General features: G+C 37.2%; 19 protein-coding genes, 2 tRNA genes and 1 pseudogene. 17 read left to right on the top strand and 5 right to left on the bottom strand.

Features of this window, described 5'->3' with window-relative positions:
- Nucleotide 1 precedes the first annotated feature (1 nt).
- From HMPREF2961_RS02090 to HMPREF2961_RS02060, 7 genes are all read left to right on the top strand, one after another.
- Nucleotides 2–73 (top strand) — tRNA-Gln (locus HMPREF2961_RS02090).
- A gap of 15 nt (nt 74–88) precedes the next feature.
- Nucleotides 89–173, top strand: a tRNA-Leu gene (locus HMPREF2961_RS02085).
- 267 nt (nt 174–440) lie between these two features.
- A complete protein-coding gene (locus tag HMPREF2961_RS02080) occupies nt 441–1745 on the top strand; it encodes a PTS sugar transporter subunit IIC (protein WP_070703889.1) in 1305 nt (434 codons plus the stop codon).
- 24 nt (nt 1746–1769) lie between these two features.
- On the top strand, nt 1770–2030 hold the full coding sequence (locus tag HMPREF2961_RS02075) for a hypothetical protein (protein ID WP_002309692.1): 261 nt from the start codon (nt 1770–1772) through the stop codon (nt 2028–2030).
- A gap of 177 nt (nt 2031–2207) precedes the next feature.
- Nucleotides 2208–2606, top strand: a complete 399-nt coding sequence (locus HMPREF2961_RS02070) for a cytidine deaminase family protein (protein ID WP_002315267.1) — start codon at nt 2208–2210, stop codon at nt 2604–2606.
- Nucleotides 2607–2700: 94 nt separating this feature from the next.
- Nucleotides 2701–3210: a kinase gene (locus HMPREF2961_RS02065; RefSeq protein WP_002315266.1), complete on the top strand. Its 510-nt coding sequence runs from the start codon at nt 2701–2703 to the stop codon at nt 3208–3210.
- A gap of 130 nt (nt 3211–3340) precedes the next feature.
- Nucleotides 3341–4168 (top strand): helix-turn-helix domain-containing protein, encoded by an 828-nt coding sequence (locus HMPREF2961_RS02060; protein WP_002292394.1) that lies wholly within the window; start codon nt 3341–3343, stop codon nt 4166–4168.
- A gap of 90 nt (nt 4169–4258) precedes the next feature.
- On the opposite strand, the gene HMPREF2961_RS02055 is transcribed toward HMPREF2961_RS02060, so the two are convergent.
- The 3 genes from HMPREF2961_RS02055 to HMPREF2961_RS02045 all read right to left on the bottom strand — a co-directional run bounded on the left by HMPREF2961_RS02055 (nt 4259) and on the right by HMPREF2961_RS02045 (nt 7975).
- Nucleotides 4259–5455, bottom strand: a complete 1197-nt coding sequence (locus HMPREF2961_RS02055; RefSeq protein ID WP_160769912.1) for a MalY/PatB family protein — start codon at nt 5453–5455, stop codon at nt 4259–4261.
- A gap of 11 nt (nt 5456–5466) precedes the next feature.
- Nucleotides 5467–7035, bottom strand: a complete 1569-nt coding sequence (gene malX, locus HMPREF2961_RS02050; RefSeq protein ID WP_002329071.1) for a maltose/glucose-specific PTS transporter subunit IIBC — start codon at nt 7033–7035, stop codon at nt 5467–5469.
- A gap of 169 nt (nt 7036–7204) precedes the next feature.
- Entirely contained in the window at nt 7205–7975 is a 771-nt protein-coding gene (locus HMPREF2961_RS02045) for a MurR/RpiR family transcriptional regulator (protein WP_002315263.1), read from the bottom strand.
- A gap of 171 nt (nt 7976–8146) precedes the next feature.
- Between HMPREF2961_RS02045 and HMPREF2961_RS02040 the strand changes: the two genes are divergently transcribed.
- The 4 genes from HMPREF2961_RS02040 to HMPREF2961_RS02025 all read left to right on the top strand — a co-directional run bounded on the left by HMPREF2961_RS02040 (nt 8147) and on the right by HMPREF2961_RS02025 (nt 12352).
- Entirely contained in the window at nt 8147–8506 is a 360-nt protein-coding gene (locus HMPREF2961_RS02040) for a PTS sugar transporter subunit IIB (protein ID WP_002315262.1), read from the top strand.
- Nucleotides 8507–8567: 61 nt separating this feature from the next.
- Nucleotides 8568–9329 carry a MurR/RpiR family transcriptional regulator gene (locus HMPREF2961_RS02035; RefSeq protein WP_002315261.1) on the top strand — a complete coding sequence of 254 codons (762 nt, stop codon included), beginning with the start codon at nt 8568–8570 and terminating at the stop codon, nt 9327–9329.
- A 216-nt stretch (nt 9330–9545) separates the two neighbouring features.
- Nucleotides 9546–10919 carry a PTS sugar transporter subunit IIC gene (locus HMPREF2961_RS02030; RefSeq protein WP_070703885.1) on the top strand — a complete coding sequence of 458 codons (1374 nt, stop codon included), beginning with the start codon at nt 9546–9548 and terminating at the stop codon, nt 10917–10919.
- On the top strand, nt 10916–12352 hold the full coding sequence (locus tag HMPREF2961_RS02025) for a 6-phospho-beta-glucosidase (RefSeq protein ID WP_002315259.1): 1437 nt from the start codon (nt 10916–10918) through the stop codon (nt 12350–12352). Before HMPREF2961_RS02030 ends, HMPREF2961_RS02025 begins: the two co-directional genes overlap by 4 nt.
- 166 nt (nt 12353–12518) lie before the next feature.
- Here the strand turns inward: HMPREF2961_RS02025 and HMPREF2961_RS02020 are convergent, their stop codons facing one another.
- Complete coding sequence (locus tag HMPREF2961_RS02020) at nt 12519–13289, bottom strand: DeoR/GlpR family DNA-binding transcription regulator (RefSeq protein ID WP_002315258.1); 771 nt, start codon at nt 13287–13289, stop codon at nt 12519–12521.
- A 217-nt stretch (nt 13290–13506) separates the two neighbouring features.
- Here HMPREF2961_RS02020 and ulaG point away from each other — a divergent pair, with 217 nt between their 5' ends.
- The 6 genes from ulaG to HMPREF2961_RS01990 are packed head-to-tail and all read left to right on the top strand — an operon-like array spanning nt 13507 to nt 18500.
- Nucleotides 13507–14574 (top strand): L-ascorbate 6-phosphate lactonase, encoded by a 1068-nt coding sequence (gene ulaG / locus HMPREF2961_RS02015; protein WP_002292386.1) that lies wholly within the window; start codon nt 13507–13509, stop codon nt 14572–14574.
- A 17-nt stretch (nt 14575–14591) separates the two neighbouring features.
- On the top strand, nt 14592–15053 hold the full coding sequence (locus tag HMPREF2961_RS02010) for a PTS sugar transporter subunit IIA (RefSeq protein ID WP_002342716.1): 462 nt from the start codon (nt 14592–14594) through the stop codon (nt 15051–15053).
- Between the two features lie 19 nt (nt 15054–15072).
- Nucleotides 15073–16557, top strand: a complete 1485-nt coding sequence (locus HMPREF2961_RS02005; protein ID WP_070703883.1) for a PTS ascorbate transporter subunit IIC — start codon at nt 15073–15075, stop codon at nt 16555–16557.
- A 41-nt stretch (nt 16558–16598) separates the two neighbouring features.
- Nucleotides 16599–16898, top strand: coding sequence for a PTS sugar transporter subunit IIB (locus tag HMPREF2961_RS02000; protein WP_002292382.1), 300 nt, complete (start codon nt 16599–16601; stop codon nt 16896–16898).
- A 14-nt stretch (nt 16899–16912) separates the two neighbouring features.
- The gene (locus HMPREF2961_RS01995; protein WP_002315255.1) at nt 16913–17551 is read left to right on the top strand and encodes a 3-keto-L-gulonate-6-phosphate decarboxylase UlaD; all 639 of its coding nucleotides are present in this window, start codon (nt 16913–16915) and stop codon (nt 17549–17551) included.
- A gap of 4 nt (nt 17552–17555) precedes the next feature.
- Nucleotides 17556–18500: an L-ribulose-5-phosphate 3-epimerase gene (locus tag HMPREF2961_RS01990; protein WP_002315254.1), complete on the top strand. Its 945-nt coding sequence runs from the start codon at nt 17556–17558 to the stop codon at nt 18498–18500.
- Between the two features lie 100 nt (nt 18501–18600).
- On the opposite strand, the pseudogene HMPREF2961_RS01985 reads toward HMPREF2961_RS01990, so the two are convergent.
- Nucleotides 18601–18795, bottom strand: a pseudogene (locus HMPREF2961_RS01985) (hypothetical protein); the annotation flags it as partial.
- Nucleotides 18796–18829: the final 34 nt, after the last annotated feature.

Raw genomic sequence — 18829 nt, 5'->3', positions numbered from 1 at the left:
TTGGGGTATAGCCAAGCGGTAAGGCAAGGGACTTTGACTCCCTCATGCGTTGGTTCGAATCCAGCTACCCCAGTTATTCTTTTAATTTGCCGGCGTGGCGGAATTGGCAGACGCGCTGGACTCAAAATCCAGTGTCCGTTGAGGACGTGCCGGTTCGACCCCGGCCGCCGGTATTACGAAAAACCTTGAAATTTAATTTCAAGGTTTTTTATTTTATTTAAATACTATTTTATAAACCCATAGATCAGTATAGGAACAGTAAAGTTTATTAGGTTTGAAAAATTTTTTTGTATAGAAAAAAGAACCTGTATTAAAAAATAATAATATTTTCTACTAAAATATATTGAAATAAAATTTCATAATTATATAATTAATTATGAACATTCTTTGCTTCATCATGCAGTGAATGGTTTCTATTTTATTGAAAAGGAGTGGTTTTAGTGGAAAAGCTGATGAAATGGGTTGAGGAAAAACTTGTCCCACCAATGGCAAAAATTGGTACACAGCGACATTTATTGGCAATTCGTAATGGGGTTGTTTCAACACTGTCATTGATTTTGATTGGTACATTTTTTATGGTTTTCATCAATTTACCGTTTCCTTGGTGGAATGAATTTATTGCCCCTTATTCGGCAACGATCGTTTTACCTTTCAGGATTACGATGGGATTAATGGCTATTTACGCAACTTTTGTTATGGGTTCGGATCTAGCTAAATCATATGGGTTGGATAGTGTGACAGGTGGTATATTATCACTAGGGACGTTCTTTATGTTACAAGTTCCTGTAAACGTTTTAACACCTGAAGAGGCACCTCTTGGCTGGGTCTTACCGATGAGCTCTTTAGGAGCATCTGGGATGTTTGCCGGGATCCTATCCATGATTTTTGCAGTGGAAGTGTATCGTTTCTTTAAAAAGCGTAATATTACTATCAAAATGCCAGAACAAGTACCACCTGCTGCTGCCCGTAGTTTTGAGGCATTGATTCCTGGTGCAGTGATTTTAACAACGACTTGGTTGATTCGAAGCGTCGCGGGCTTTGATGTAAACGCTGCCTTGTTATCGTTATTCGAGCCTTTAACCAATATTTTAGGGAATAATCTGCTTGGTGTTTTATTACCGATGTTTTTGATCCATTTGTTGTGGTCATTTGGGATCCATGGCATGAGTATCGTAGGGGCTGTCGTTCGTCCAATGTGGCTGATTATGTTGGATGAGAATGCGAAGGCGTTAGCAGATGGTACAGCTGCTACCAAATTGCCTTATATTGCTCCTGAACAGTTTTATCAATGGACAGTTACGATTGGCGGTGCAGGAGCCACGATTGTGGTATCAGTTTTGTTTTTATTCTTTTGTAAATCAAAATTCTTAAAAGAAGTTGGTCGCTTTTCCATTATTCCTGGTATCTTCAATATCAATGAGCCGATGATTTTTGGAGCTCCTATGATGTTGAATCCTTATATGTTCATTCCATTCAACTTAGTTCCTTTAGTTTTGACTATTGTCAGCTATTTTGCAGTTAAATTAGAAATGGTCAATGGATTTACTGTGTTGCCAACATGGACATTACCAGCACCAATCGGCGGCTATCTCTCAGCAGGAAATGACTGGCGTGTGGTTGTTTTGATCGTGATCAACACACTGATAGCATTTATCATCTATTATCCATTTGTAAAAGCTTATGATAAAAAGATGTTGTCAGATGAACAAAATAATAGTGGAGATAACGAAATACAAACTGCTTAAGTCTGATTTCAGAGGTGGAAAACAATGTATTGGCTGATTTTATTTTTTGTTTTTATCTTTTTATTAACGATAAGCCAACTTATGTTGAATATGCTGGCTATGCGTCACGTTCACATCAATCGTTGGGTTTGGGCTCTGGCATCATTTTTGATTGTGATTCTTCCAAAGATCATTTTACCGCAGATGAATGTTTTATTATCATGGGGTACATATATACTTTGTGGAATTTTTGCTATCAATTTTATGATCGAGCAGCATAGGTGGTTTGTCACATCGAAGCTTTAAATGTTCCAAAAAGCAGGCTTGTAAATGCAAGCTTGCTTTTTTACCGTTGTATCAAGAACAATAGACTATACTCCATACTAACTGAGTCGTTTCTTTTCTTTCCGTTCTGCCATTGATGTTTTTTTATATAAAGATTATGATTGCTTTAACCGATTTGGCAGAAAGAAGGAGATAAAAATGAGCGATTTATCAACAATGGATTTAGAATTAGTGGATGCTGCAACCGAAGTCATTAAATCAAATATTGATTTGGTGTCTTTCAATCATACAGTAGGAGCTGCAGTACGTTGCACAAACGGTAATGTGTATACTGGTGTGAATGTTTATTCGAATCATAGGGCATGTGCAGAAATCATTGCGTTAGGGACAGCAATCAGTCGTGGTGAACGTGATTTTGAGTGTATCGTAGCTGTGGGTGGAGATCATTCTGACATGATCTATTCTCCATGTGGGAATTGCCGACAGTTTATATTGGAGTATGCACCTGATTGTGAGATCATTGTCTCAACAGAAGAGGGGGCTAAAAAAATCAAAATTACGGATCTCATTCCATATGCTTACTACAGATCAGAATGATTTTATACAAACAGATTCTCTTTTTATTTTCAATCAACAGAAGGTTTAATGATGTTGGATGAATGATTATCGGTATACAAGGAGATGCAGTGTCATGGGGAAGCTAGTCATATTAAGAGGAAATTCAGCAAGTGGGAAAACAACGACAGCTAAAGCTATTCAAAATCATTTTCCTATGGGGGAGGTGATGCGAATCTCTCAAGATGAAGTGAGAAGAGGAATGTTGAATGTCAAAGATAAAATAGGAAATCCTACACCAGATTTGATCCGTCAGTTGGCAGAATTTGGAAAAGACAGATTTGATTTAGTCCTTGTTGAGGGGATCATGAGCGCAAAAATCTACAAAGCGATGCTTATGGACCTGTATGAGAGCTTTCAAGGAAATGTATTTGCTTATTATTACGATCTTTCTTTTGAAGAAACGCTGAGACGTCACAGCCAGAGAAAGATGTCAAAAGAATTTGGTGCAGAACAAATGGCGGATTGGTGGTTGGAGCATGATATACTTGGATTGCCTAATGAGAAGATACTGACTGCCGAATTAAGTCAACAAGAAATGATAGAGAAAATACTTCAGGAGATTGATCTGCAGGTAGACAGTTGATTTTTTATCAAGAAATAATTGGTGATAAAAATTAAAATTTTTATTCTGTTCTAAACAATTATGGTTGTTTAGAACTTTTTTTGTGTATGATATAAAGGAGAAATAATTTTTTAAAGGGAAGGAAATTGTTTTGATAAAAGTAGATGGAGCATTACTGAAAGAATACCGAAAGAAAAAGGGGTTAACACAAGTACAATTAGCAGAAGGTATTTGCGAACAGGCAACTGTCAGCAATATCGAAAACAAAAATATGTCACCAGGTATCAACATCCTAAGTGCGCTTTGCAAAAAGTTGAATGTCGAGATCTCCGATATATTAGTGGAAACAGAAGAAGACAAGATCAGAAAAAAATTAAGTGAGATTCAATCGTTGAATGCTGTATCGAAGTACAAAGAATCTTATGAAATTTTACAAACGATTGATCAGAAAAAAGTAAGCAATTCTGATCTTTTAAACCAAATCTTGTTTTATCAAGGACTGCTTGATCATCTTTATGCAAAAAAAGAAGATGCAGCATTGTTTTATTTCAATCAAGTGTTGGAACAAACGACCGAAACAGATATCCATCATTTACAAGCAGCTGCAAATGTGGCCATGATCTATTTGTCAAAAGGAGAATTAGACTTTGCAAAAGTGTATGTGGAACGTACGCTTAAAATCTTGAATGATACTGATTTTGATAATCTGATGGTCTGTGCCGTATATTATAATATCGCTACCTATTACAGCAAAATCGAGAACTATGAAAAAGCAATCCAGTTGTGCGAGAAGGGGATCGAATACAATAAGAAACATAAATCGACCCATTCATTGGAATACTTGCTTTATGAAATTGCTTTTTGCCATAAGCAACTAGGAGAAGACGATTATTTAGAAAGATATATGGATGCCAAAAAAGTAGCATGTTTCAACGGGAATGATCACGCGGTGAAAGTGATCGAAAACGACCTTAAATAAAGAGGTCATGACAAAAGTGTATAACTTTAAGAACACCGTTGATTCGAAAAAAAAAGAGATGTGACAAAAACTTTTGTCACATCTCTTTTATTATGGCTTAATTTCGATTGCAGCCGCCGCTTCAAAACTTTTCAACATACGATCTAGTCCATCTACTAATTTCGATTTCGGACAGCCGATATTCAATCGTAAAAATTGATGACCGTTTCCGCCGTAAATCGATCCATCCATAATCGCCACTTTGCCTACAGAAATCAGCTTCTCTCTTAAAAGAGGAATATCTGATACAGCTTTGGATACATCCAGCCACATCAAATAGGTTGCTTCAAGATCGACGACTTTTACATCTGGCAGTTTTTCCTGGATAAATGTTTTTACATACCGCTGATTGCTTTCAAGATAATGATTCAGTTCATCTACCCAATGACTGCAATACCGATAGGCACTCATTGTCGCTAACATACCGAAAATATTGGTAGAAGATAACCCATCCGCATTTTTTAACTTTCTTTGAAAATGCTCACGTAACCCAAGATTCGGTATCAACGCATAGGCAAATGTCAATCCAGGGAAGTTAAATGTTTTTGTACCGCTGGTGACAATCGCCACTTGTTCATAATTGAAGCGTGTGATAGGTATATGCCTTTGTCCTAGTCCTAAAATGTCCATGTGTATCTCATCAGATAATAAAAATATAGAATACTGACGGCACAATGCCACGATTTTTTCTAATTCCCATTGTTTGCATACTCTTCCGGTTGGATTGTGGGGAGAGCAGAGAAGTAGTACTTTGTTTTCTGGCCTGGCTAATTTCTCTTCTAAATCCGTAAAATCGATCCGGTACTGATTTTCTTCATAGATCAAAGGATTCTCGACTAGAAGTCGGTCATTGTCTTGGATGACTTTAAAAAAAGCATCATAAGCTGGCGTTTGTAAAACCACTCCTTCCCCTTTTTTAGTAAGCATTTGAATAAGGGTAGATACTGCATAGATAACTGTTGGAGTGTACATGATCCATTCTTCTTCCAGTAGTGTGTCAAAACGGGATTGATACCACTGTTTAATTGCTTCTTTTAATTCATGATGATTCCAGCGGGTATAGCCAAATACTGGATGGTTCATCCTTTCTTTCAAAGTTTTGAGTACTTCTTTTGGGACCATAAAATCTGTATCAGAAATCGTAAAAGGGAGTAAATCAGCTTCTCCAAATCGGTCTTCAACGTAGTCCCACTGTGTACAGTACGTTCCTTTTCTATTTATAGCGGTATCAAATGTCACAAAATTCACCTTCTATCTTTTTATCCTAAAATCGTATCAAGCTGATTGCGAACAGTTGTGACTTTTGTTCCGATAATCACTTGGACGTTTTGATGATCGAGATGGACCACACCTAATGCTCCTAGTTGTTTTAACTTTTCATCATCTACGATATCTGCATCTGCTAAAACTAAACGTAAACGTGTAATACAATTATCTAAAGATTGGATGTTTTCTTGACCACCAAGTGCTGCTAAAATTCCTTTTGCATCGTATCCGCCTGTTTTATGAAAGTTCACTTCTTGATCGGTATATTCTGTTTCATCCACTGTCTTGTCACGCCCAGGTGTTTTTAAATCCAATTTTATGATTACTGTTTTGAAGACAATATAGTAAATACCGAACCACAAAGCACCGATTATTAATACCCACCACCATTTTGTGTCATTACCTTGAAGTAGACCAAAAATCACAAAATCTAAGATTCCACCATCTGTATTCCCGATTACTACACCTAATAATGCCATGACCATAAAACCTAGACCAGTCATGACGACATGGAAGAGCCATAATAGCGGACTAATGAATAAAAATAAAAATTCGATTGGTTCTGTGATTCCGGTCACAGCTGTCGCAATCACACCTGAAATCAACAATCCTTTGATTTTATGTCGATTTTGTGGTGCTGCGGTACGATACATAGCTAATGCTGCTGCAGGCAGTCCAAAAATAAATGTAGGCATTTTTCCCTGTGATAAAAAGGCAGTTGCACTTGGCGAAATAGGCAAATTGTTTTGCAATTCTGCATAAAAGATATTCAGTGCACCAAATACTTCTTTCCCATCAATGATCGCCGAACCACCAGCTTCAGTAAAGCGTATCATCGAAACTAGAATATGATGAAGCCCGAATGGAAGAAGCAGTCGTTCCCCTGAGCCGAATAAGAAGGGACCAAATATTCCTGAACGTTGGATTAGCTGGCCGATAGCCATAATGACCATAGCGAATAAAGGCCAAATCAAGGGGATGATCAAACCAACAAACCCTAAAACTAGAGAAGTGATAATCGGTACAAAACGAGCCCCTGAGAAGAAGGCGAAACTATCTGGTAACTGAACAGTATAAAACCTGTTATGCAACTTATAAACGATGATTCCAGCAATGATCCCTCCAAGAACACCCATTTCGATCGTCTGGATACCAAAAACCATTCCTTGTCCAGCTTCTCGCAAGTGGTCGGCATCAACTAAACGATTTGTCAGGACTAAGTAAAAGTTGATGGCTAAATTCATGACAGTGTAACCGACGAATCCAGAAAAAGCGGCCACACCTTTTTCCTTACGAACTAATCCTAATGGAATGGCCATGGCAAACATGACTGGCAAGTAGGTAAAGGCAAAACCGCCAATAGCAGACATGAATTGGAACACTGCTTTGACTGCTGGATATCCTAAAAACGGTAAAGTCTGAATCATTGATTCACTGGAAAATGAACTACCTAACCCTAAAAGAATACCCATGAAAGCCAACAAAGCAACCGGCAACATAAAAGTCTTTCCCAACCCTTGAAAGAACTCCCAAAAGGTCGATTTCTTTTTCTTTGTATCCATTTTTCTTCCTCCATCTCTTAGTAGTTTTAAGATCTTAAAAAAATGATTGCGTTTTCATTTATAGGTTTATTATAGCTAACTAAAGGAAATAAAAAAGAGGAGACAGATATTCTGTATCCTCATACATGATTGAGTAAGCTGTTTCACTAGAAATAGCAACAAATTATAGCTAATTGTTTTTCATTTGGTCTGCATACATCAAGAGTACTGTATCAAATAAACAAATGACAGAAATTCTTGAACTTAAATCGACACTGTGGTGATAGCGAGTCGTTCCCTTTGCATATAAGGAAATCGTCGATAATTTTTCCAAGTTACTTCCCTTGGTTGAAATAATGCTGATGATAGGGACTTGTTGTCTTTGAGCAATCTGGGCATAGGAGAGGATACCTTTTGTTTCTCCTGTGAAACTGACGAAAATAGCTAAGTCTTCCTGATTTAAATTACTTACAGCTGCTTCTTGTTCATCCCAATCTGAACGAGCAAATGCTTTTTTTCCTAAAAAAGTCAGTTTTCGAGCAAAATCTGTACAAATAGGGAAGCTTCCTCCTAATCCAAAAACTTCAATAGTATTCGATTGATGGATCAATGTCATCATTTGTTTGGCCTTTTCTTCGCTCATTTGATGGAACGTTTCTGTAACATTTGAAGTGATCTGGTTCGTGATTGTTTGAAAGCTTCGGCTATTTCCTTCCTGTTCCTCTACATGGATGGATTGATCGATGGCGTATTTCAACTCTTTAAAACCTTGATAGCCTAAATGTTTAGTCGTTCGGGAGATAGTAGCAGTTGAGACAAATAAATCATCAGATACTTCATAAATCGTTTTTGTTCCAATATCGGACAAATGGAGGAATATATAATCCAATATTTCATTTTCGATTTTACTTAACGAGGAACGCTTCTTTTCTAGTAAAGCAATCAAACTATTGCTTAACATGGACGGTACTCCTTTCAATATCTAACAAAAATAACACTCGTAAACAAATAGCTCTGTTGAGTTTAGATAATAATCTAACTTATTATACAGCGCTTTCATGAAAATGTATATATAATAAAAGTTAGTTAAAATACTGGGATGATCTAAAGACAAAAGAGAAGAAGGTAACCAATGAATCGTAACAAGCCCAAGATTGCTGAACAAAGTCCAAAGAAAATCTTTCTTTTCGATATGATATTCAGTTTGATTTCTTCTGATGGACTTTTGCAAACGCAACGTTTAGAAAGAAAATTGACACATTTCTTTCAAAAAGCGCAAAAAAATGTGTCAGTCAAAGTCTATGATTCTAGCCAAATAGACAAAGAAGCAAAGAGAGCAGACATCTTATTGCTCACTCCTTTACTTGGATACGCAAAAGATAAAATAGAAAGTCAGTTCCCTGAAATACCTGTTTTCGTGATATCTAAGGAAGAATATGGAACTTTGGATGTGGAGAAAATAGTAGAGAAGCTAGGGACTCTTTATAAATAAAAATGGGCGATCATTCAGAATGTTATTCGTTTAAAATTGTGCTGCTAGGAGTTGGAAATTTATGTTTGATTCAGAAAAAGTGAAAGAATTAAATGAATTGGAGTTGATTGTTTATACATTTATTTTAGAAAATATGAGTCAAGTAGTTGAGTGGACCATTCGCGAATTTTCAAATCATTGTCATGTATCAACATCTACGATATTACGTTGTTTAAGTAAATTAGGTTTTTCAGGCTATTCAGAATTCAAGTTTTCTCTAAAAGAAAAACTAACGAAAAATCGTCAAACATTTGAGTCATTTTATGAAGCAAATGTGCATGTCGATGCTTTTTTGAAAAAAGTGAATAATGAAAGTTATCACGTTGTTTTAGATCCTGCAATTGAACTCATTTCATTACATGATCATTTGATTTTTACTGGAATTGGGACTAGCGGAACATTGGGAACTTATGGTGCACGTTATTTTTCTAATTTACAGTTTAATGCCTACTCGATTACTGATCCATTTATTCCTGTACCGACACGTGGATTAGAGAAAACATTAGTGATTGTATTATCCGTTTCTGGAGAGACAGGGGAAGTTATTAAACAAATCGAAAACTTCAAGCGATACGGTGCAAAGATCTTAAGTATCACGAATGATCAGCATTCAACGATTGCTCAACTATCAGACTGCAATATTTCTTATTACATGCCGGATGTCTCTGGACCAGACCCGACAGATAATGCGATTAACTTAACTACCCAAGTACCAGTAATCGCGCTTTTGGAAATTTTAGCGCATCAAGCTTATCAGAAAGAAAATGCGATAAATCTGAAATAAGGATTTTTTGGAATCTATTATAAGAAATCGTGCAGTTTATACATATCAAACTGCACGATTTCTTATCGTTTCAGTAAAGTTGTTTTTTTCCTTGGTACATGTTTTTATACGTTCTGAAAGTATTCCTTAGAAGGTTCAAATCGCTTAAAATGTATTTGTAAACGGATACAAAAAGTGGCTGGCCAGCGCTTCAAAAAATATGAAGGAGGATCATTTATGAATAACTTTATCAATGAAAAATTATTACCGCCTATATTAAAATTTGTAAACACGAAAGCAATCACTGCACTTCGTAACGGGATGGTTTACACGATGCCTTTTACAATCGTAGGTTCTGTTTTTTTGCTTTTAGCGAATTTTCCGATACCAACCATTTCTGAATGGGTCGCTGATAGCGGCTTGGCTGTCTATTTCAACGAAGCATTCGGTGCTTCATTTGCTATCATGTCGATTTTTGCTGTAATGGGTATTGCTAATTCCTATGTAAAAGAAGAAGGGTTCGAAGGCTTGCCCGCTGGGATGATTGCATTAGTAGTATTTTTATTAACTCAGCATTCAAGTGCAACGAATGCTGAGACAAAAGCCATTGTAACTAACGTTATCGACAAAACTTGGACTGGTGGTCAAGGAATGATCAGTGCAATTCTAGTTGGATTATTTGTAGGGTGGACTTATTCTTGGTTCTTGAAACGAGATATCCGTATCAAATTACCAGAACAAGTTCCCACCAATGTAGCTAACTCCTTTACAGCTTTGATTCCAGCGGCTGTAATCACCGTTGTATCTCTTATCATTTATGCTATTTTTGATAAAGTTTTCAACACGACTGTTGTAGAAGCTATTTATACAATAATCCAAGCACCGATGCAAGGAGTAACAGATACTTTTGGAGGTGCGATGATGTTAGGCTTCTTGGTACCTTTCTTATGGTTCTTTGGTGTACACGGCTCTACTTTAGTTGGAGGGATCATGGGACCGATTTTGCAAGCAAATTCTCTACAAAATACAACGATTTTGAATTCTGGAAAAGAGTTGACAGTAGCTAATGGGGGTCATATTGTAACACAACAATTTTTAGACCAATTCATGACTATAACAGGTGCTGGTATGACGATCGGCATGGTGATGTTCATGGTTACATTTGCTCGCTCGGCTCAATTCAAACAATTAGGACGGCTAGCTTTATTGCCTGCATTTTTCAACATCAATGAACCTATTTTATTTGCTACACCTGTTGTAATGAACCCCTTGATGGCTTTGCCCTTTATCTTGACACCAATGATTTCTGGTATGATCACCTATTTTTCGTTATACACTGGACTTGTTCCTTTATTTACGGCAGTACAAGTACCATGGACAACCCCGCCAATCATTTCTGGATTTTTAGTTGGAGGGTGGAGAGCTGCTGTTCTGCAAGCAGTGGTGTTAATCATTGGTTTCTTCATTTATCTGCCATTTGTACGTAAAGTTGATGCGTTGAATTATTTACAAGAACAAGGTGAAAGTATGGACCAAATCGAAAAAGACTTAGCAGACGAAACAAAAGGACATGTAGTTCTTCAAACAGAAGATGAAGAGGTAGGAATATGAGTATATTGAAAAAAGAGTTTTTATGGGGAGGAGCAGTGGCTGCCCATCAGATTGAAGGTGGCTGGCAAGCTGACGGAAAGGGAATGAGCGTAGCAGATGTGATGACTGCAGGATCTAATCATGTACCTCGGAGAATGACAGATGGTATCGTAGAAGAAGAAAATTATCCAAATCATCAAGCCATTGATTTTTATGTACGATATAAAGAAGATATAAAATTATTTGCTGAGCTAGGTTTGAAATGTTTCCGTACATCGATTGCATGGACGCGTATTTTTCCAAATGGAGATGAATTGGAACCAAATGAAGCAGGATTGAAGTTTTATGATCAATTATTTGATGAATGTTTAAAGTATGGAATCGAACCTGTGATCACATTATCGCATTTTGAAATGCCTTATCATTTAGTCAAGCAATATGGTGGTTGGCGCAATCGCAAGATGATTGATTTTTTTGTGCGGTTTGCTGAAGTTTGTTTTTCTCGTTATAAAGATAAAGTAAAATATTGGATGATTTTCAATGAAATCAATAATCAAACGAATTATCAAGAAGATATTGCTCCCTTTACTAATTCTGGATTGAAATTCACTGAAGGAGAAGAGCGAGAAAAAATTATGTATCAGGCAGCTCATTATGAACTAGTGGCAAGTGCAAAAGCTGTCGAAATCGGACACGCGATTAATCCTTCTTTTGAGATTGGCTGTATGATTGCGATGGTACCAATCTATCCTTATTCTTGCCGTCCCTCAGATATCTTGGCAGCAACAGTAGCTATGCAACGTCGTTATTGGTTTACGGATGTTCATTGCAAAGGGGCTTATCCAAGCTATATAAAATCGTATTTGGACCGTAAACACTTTGATTTGGATATTACGTCAGAGGACGAAGCGCAGTTAGAAAAAGGAACAGTTGATTATATCGGTTTTAGTTATTATATGTCTTTCGCAGTCAAAGATCATGGAAAAGGTCCATCATATGATTATGATGAAGCACATGATCTCGTAAACAATCCGTATGTTGAATCCTCTGAATGGGGCTGGCAAATCGATCCAGATGGGTTACGTTATGCCATGAATTGGTTCAATGATCGATATGAACTGCCACTGTTCATTGTAGAAAATGGCTACGGTGCTGTCGATGTCCCTTCTAAAGACGGAAAGATCCATGACGAATACCGGATTGCCTATTTACGTCAGCATATAGAGGCCATGAAAGAAGCAATTGTTTATGATGGTATCGAATTGATGGGATATACACCTTGGGGATTCATTGATCTAGTGTCAGCTGGAACCGGGGAAATGAAAAAACGCTATGGGTTCATCTATGTGGATAAAGATGATAACGGCAATGGCACATTGAACCGGAGCAAAAAGGACTCTTTCTACTGGTTTCAAAAAGTGATTGCGAGCAACGGAGAAAATTTATCTTTTTAGCAGTGAGATAAGCTAGTCTTGTGAAAAACAAGAGAACACGCTACGTTCATTTATTAATTTGAACGTAGTGTGTTTTTTATTAGAAGTTATAACTGTAAAAAATGGTGTTTTAACCAGTTTTTCGATAATCTTAACTACCTAAACAAGCATATTTACATCATAGTTCTTAAAATGAATCTACTTGGATGATTTTTGTCCCCGTATTCTTGATCTCGTCTAATACTTTTTCAGAGCAAAATTTATCAGTGATCAAATAATCAAAGACTGAAATATCAGCAATCTTGAACTTTGATGTCAGTCCGATTTTTCGATGATCAGCAACTAGAATCTTACATTTGATTGTCTGGTTGATCATCATTTCGTTGATTGTTGATTCATTCAATATTTTCGTTGTGACCCCATGTGCGACATCAATCCCGCTGCAACCAATGATACAAATGTCTGCATTGATCGAAGAAATTGTATTTAATGCGATATCGCCCACCAACGCTTCTTTTGGAAAGCGCATCTCTCCGCCAGTTAAAATATAACTGCAATTATCTTTGTGAGGAGAATAGTTGATTTTTACGTTGTTTGTAACGACGGTCAAATGGTTAGATTGAAGAAAATCCAGTGTTTTCAATGCAGTCGAACTAGAATTAATAAACAATGTATCATAATCGCTAATGTATTTACTAGCTTCTCTGGCAATCGCTTGTTTAATCCTTTCAGGACCAGATTGATCAAAATCAGTCTGGTTTTTGTAATTATAAGAACAATAACCGTAATTGCGGATGATCTCGTTTTTTTCTTCTAATAAATTTAAATCTCTGCGTATCGTACTAATAGATACATCCAGAGATTCAGCTAATTCAAAAGTTGACAATTGTTCGGTTTGCTGAAGTAGTTCCAAAATATCTTTTTGCCGTTTTTCAATATTGACAAGTGAATTTTTCATGACTGTTGCCTCCTGAAGGTCATCTTGATCCATGGATTTATTTGATTAGTTGTTCATTTAAATATTCATATCTGTCTTTATTATACTGAAACGATCATTAATCTTTAAAAGAAAATCATATAAAAGACAAACAGTCATATAAAAGGGTTTTCATGCATGCGGTTACGCATTAAGATTTACTTGTAAGTCGTAAGAATGATATGGGGGGAGCAAGCAAATGAGCAAAACGGTGAATGAAGTGACAAAAGAAAAGTGGATATTAGAAACATTTCCAGAATGGGGTACGTATTTGAACGAGGAAATCGAATCAGAGGTAGTGGAACCTGGAACTTTTGCTATGTGGTGGCTAGGCTGTACGGGCATTTGGCTGAAAAGTCATGAAGGAACGAATATCTTATGTGATCTATGGTGTGGAACGGGAAAACGCAGTCATGGAAATGGCATGATGAAAAAAGGGCATCAGATGATGCGTATGAGCGGTGTTCAAAAGATGCAGCCTAACTTACGGACTCAGCCTTTCGTAATCGATCCTTTTGAAATAAAAAATGTAGACGCTTTAATCGTCACACACATCCATTCCGATCATCTAGATATCCACACAGCTGCAGCCGTTCATCAAAATTGTCCTGAAGCAATATTCATTGGACCAAAAGAAGTGGTTCGCACGTGGCAAAAATGGGGGATCCCTGAAGAAAAAACGATTATCGTGAAACCAGGTGATGCGGTCAAAATCAAAGATATCAATGTAGTAGCTTTAGAAGCGTTTGATCGGACAGCGTTGGTTACTTGTGGAGATCCGGAAGAAGTATTGAAAGGAAAAATGCCTCAGGAGATGGATCAAATAGCAGTAAATTATTTATTCGAAACATCAGGAGGTACTCTTTATCACGCAGGAGATTCACATTATTCCAATTTATTTGCCAAACATGGCAACGACCACAAAATCGATGTCTGCTTAGGAGCCTACGGTGAAAACCCACGAGGGATAACAGACAAAGTTACTTCTGTTGATATGCTGCGCATGGCGGAGTCATTGAATGCAAAAGTAGTGATTCCTGTCCACTACGATATTTGGTCTAATTTTATGGCTGATCCTAAAGAGATTACTGAAATTTGGAAATTCAAGAAGGATCGCTTACAGTATGGGTTTAAACCTTATATCTGGCAAGTAGGCGGGAAATTCATCTATCCGACAAACAAAGATGATCTTGAGTTTAATTTTTATCGCGGATTTGAAGATGTCTTCTCGATTGAAAATGATACACCGTTTCCGTCGTTTTTATAAGAAAGAAGGGAAGTTTCTTGCTGAAATACTTTTTTGACCATCAATTGATCCATTACCCAGATAAAGAAATCACGGATTGGCGTGAAGCTATCGCCGAAAGCTGTCGTGTATTGATTGATAAGAACATCATTGATCAAACGTATGTTGAAGAAATCATTCATTGTGTAGAAAAATATGGACCTTATATTGTGATTGCACCTCAAGTAGCCATGCCGCATTCTTCAGAAAAAAGTGAGGGAGTTTTTGGAACGGCTATTTCATTTACCAAGTTGAAGCAGCCAGTCCGTTTTGAAAGTGAAGGGGAGAATGAGGAGAAAACGGCCAGTTTGTTTTTTACACTCGCAGCAAAAAATCCAGAAGAACACCTAGAAAATATCCAAAAATTATCCGAATTATTAATGACAGATGGATTGGTTGAGCGTCTCATCTCTACGAACTCCATCGATGATTACCAAGTTGTGATGGCGGAATATAATTAATTGATAGAGGAGAAAAAAGATGGGGGAATTTTTGTTAAGCATTTGGACGTATTTTGCAACAAATATCTTGACACAGCCAGCGTACCTGATTGGTTTTATCGTGTTATTAGGCTATATTTTGCTGAAACGCCCACTTCATGAATGCATCGCTGGATTCTTAAAGGCAACGGTTGGCTACTTTATTTTGACTGTTGGCTCTGGTGGTTTGGTCAACAATTTTCGACCAATCTTGGTTGGACTGAAAGAACGGTTTAATTTGGATGCCATGGTTACAGATCCTTATTTTGGACAAAATGCTGTGGATGCTGGATTAATGGAGACATTTGGCCGTACCTTTGGAGATGTGATGATTCTATTACTGATTGCGTTTGTTTTAAATATTTTATTAGTCCGTTTTCAGAGATATACGAAACTGCGATCCGTTTTCACGACCGGAAATGTTCAGGTCCAGCAAGCAGCTACCGCTTTTTGGATTTTACTGTTTTGCTTTCCTGATCTAGGCAGGATACAAGTATTGATATTTATGGGATTGATTTTAGGGTGTTATTGGGCAGTAGCTTCTAACTTAACAGTAGGGATCACGCAGGAATTGACAGAAGGTGCCGGATTTGCGGTGGCACATCAGCAAATGTTCGGAATCTTTATTTTTGCTAAGCTAGCTGAATGGATGAAAAAGCGGGATGAAAAGAAAAATCGATCGATCAAGCAAGACAAGAAAATCGAAGATATCAAATTACCAGGATTCCTATCGATATTTAATGAGAATATGGTTGCTACTTCGTTGCTCATGCTATTTTTCTTTGGGATCATTCTGATTGTACTAGGCAAAGATTATTTGATTCAAGCGCAATTCATGCAAGAGGGGCAGAGTTTCTTATTCTACATTATGACGACTTCCTTGAATTTTGCGGTATATCTGGCAATCTTGCAATTAGGTGTTCGGACTTTCGTCGATGAACTAACTCAATCCTTTCAAGGAATCTCAAACACGATTTTACCAGGAGCTGTTCCAGGAATTGATGTAGCCGCTACTTTTGGCTTTGGTTCGCCAAATGCGGTAACGATTGGATTTTTGTTTGGTGCTTTGGGCCAGTTTTTGATGATTGGTTTACTGATTTTATTGAAATCACCAACGATCGTCATAGCCGGTTTCATTCCATTGTTCTTTGATAATGCTTTTATAGCAGTTTATGCCAATAACCGAGGTGGATTCAAAGCTGCCTGTCTATTCCCGTTTCTTTCTGGAATCATACAAGTAGGTGGTTCAGCATTATTCGCTACATGGATCGGGATGTCAACATACGGTGGTTATATCGGGATGTTCGATTGGGCGACAGCTTGGCCATTATTTACAGTAGTCATGAAAGTCCTAGGTTATGCTGGAATCGCCGTAGTCGTCATTGGTCTATTGGCTATTCCGCAGTTACAATATCGGAAAAATCCTGAAGGGTATTTCTTGATTGTAGAAGATTATGAAAAATATGCAGAAAAGCAGAAAGCATAAAAGAAATCTGATTAGACAACACTCATAATGGAGGGATTAGGATGAGAATTTTAGTATCGTGTGCAAATGGATCAGGAACCAGCTTGATGATGATGAGAAGTGTAGAAAAAGCAATGAAAGAACTAAATATACCAATTACCAAGATTCATCATTGTGCTATTTCAGAGGGAAAAAGCTCAGCCAGTCAATATGATGTCGTTTTTACACCAGTCAATTTTTTGAATATGTTTACTCAGGCAGAGAAAAAAGGCGTTACAGTTATCGGTATCAAAAATGTGATGTCCGCCAAAGAAATCAGTGAAAAATTTGCTGAAACAACATGGTATCAAAAAAACAAGTGAAAGAAGGAACCAAGATGAGCAGGCCGAATCTACAAATTGCGTTAGATCACAATGACTTAGAACATGCATTAGGCGATGTTATGAAAGTCGGTGATGTAGTAGATATTATTGAAGTGGGAACGATCCTTTGCTTACAGGAAGGACAAAAAGCGATTCGCTGTATTCACAGTATATTTCCAGACAAAAAACTGGTCGCTGATACGAAATGTGCAGATGCTGGAGGAACAGTAGCAAGAAATGTGGCTAATGCAGGAGCAGATTGGATGACAGTCATTTGCTGTGCAACAATGCCAACGATGAAGGCAGCACAAAAAGAGATAGGCGAATTACAAGTAGAACTCTATGGCAATTGGACTTTTGAGCAAGCCAAGGATTGGTATAACATCGGAATCCGACAGGTAATCTACCACCAAAGCCGTGATGCACTCTTATCTGGTGAAGCTTGGGGTGAAAAAGATTTGTCGAAGGTCAGCAAACTGATTGAACTAGGCTTCAATGTTTCTGTAACTGGTGGATTAAATCCAAACACATTACAATTGTTTGAAGGAATCGATGTGTATACCTTTATCGCGGGTCGGGGGATTACAGCAGCAGAAGATCCAATGAAGGCTGCACAATGTTTCAAAGATGAGATCATTCGTATCTGGGGGTAAGGAAATGGCTCAAATCGGGATTTATGAAAAAGCATTACCCAAAGATATTTCATGGAAAGAACGTTTTTCCCTTGTAAAAGAAATGGACTTCGATTTTATCGAGATGTCGATTGATGAGACGGATGAGCGGTTAGCACGATTAGATTGGTCTGAAGAAAAGATAGCTGAGCTGAGAGAAGAGATGTTTAGCTCTGGTGTACGTATCCATTCGATTTGTTTAAGTGCGCATCGGCGATTTCCGTTTGGTTCTGCTGATCCAGAAAAGAAAAAAGCAGCGAAACAACTAATGAAAAAAGCAATCCATTTGGCGCATAATCTAAGCGTCAAAGTAATCCAAATAGCTGGATACGATGTTTATTATGAAGAGAAATCAATGAATTCCAGAGAAGACTTTATCGAAGGAATAAAAGAAAGCGTAAAGGAAGCTTCTAAATATGGCATCATTCTTTCCGTGGAAATCATGGATGATCCATTTATGAACTCCATTTCAAAATTTTTAGAAATCAAAGAACAGATTCATTCCCCTTTTCTACAAGTATATCCAGACCTAGGCAATTTGTCCGCATGGCCGGAAAATAATCCGGCTCGAGAACTTGAGAAAGGGATCGATTATATCACTGCTATCCACTTAGCTAGAGCATTTGAACAATCTGAATCTCTGGTAAAGCGTAATGGAGAAGAGAAGATTATCGGAGTCGTTCGTTGGATCACTGTTTTTGCGACGATCGCATTTATTCAAGATATCCTCATTCATCCGAGGTCTCAGCGCCAAGGAATAGGCAAAGCGCTTTTGAATGAAGCTTTGGAGAAGATCACCAGTTATGGACCAGTCCAAATCGAATTATTGACAGATGATACTGAGAAAACAAAAAAATTTTATGAATCAGTAGGATTTGTTCAAGTAAAAGAAATGGATGCTGTTTCTTACATAAAGGATACTAGAAGATAAGAGGGTCTTTTTGGTAATGACAAATAACATGTAATAACGTAAAAAGAAAAAAATGGGAGGATAGATTCAAGTATCACTCAATCTATCCTCCTATCCTCGTCTATTTTATTTTTTTATTCACTTCTTTATCAAATACTATTTTTTGTACATTTGGACTAATATAAAAAATGAATACATGATTTTTTTTAAAAGAAAATGCTATACGATAATTTTTTTTATCAATATTGACTTTCATTTCATATATTCCCTTTGCCGAGCGTGTTCGTACTGGTTTTATACGAAAAAAATTATGGTCTGGATCTGTGTCAATAAAGTGGACTCATTTTTTG

It is taken from the genome of Enterococcus sp. HMSC076E04 (assembly GCF_001814285.1).
Lineage (GTDB): Bacteria > Bacillota > Bacilli > Lactobacillales > Enterococcaceae > Enterococcus_B > Enterococcus_B lactis.
This window is presented reverse-complemented; position numbering and strand designations above follow the sequence as displayed.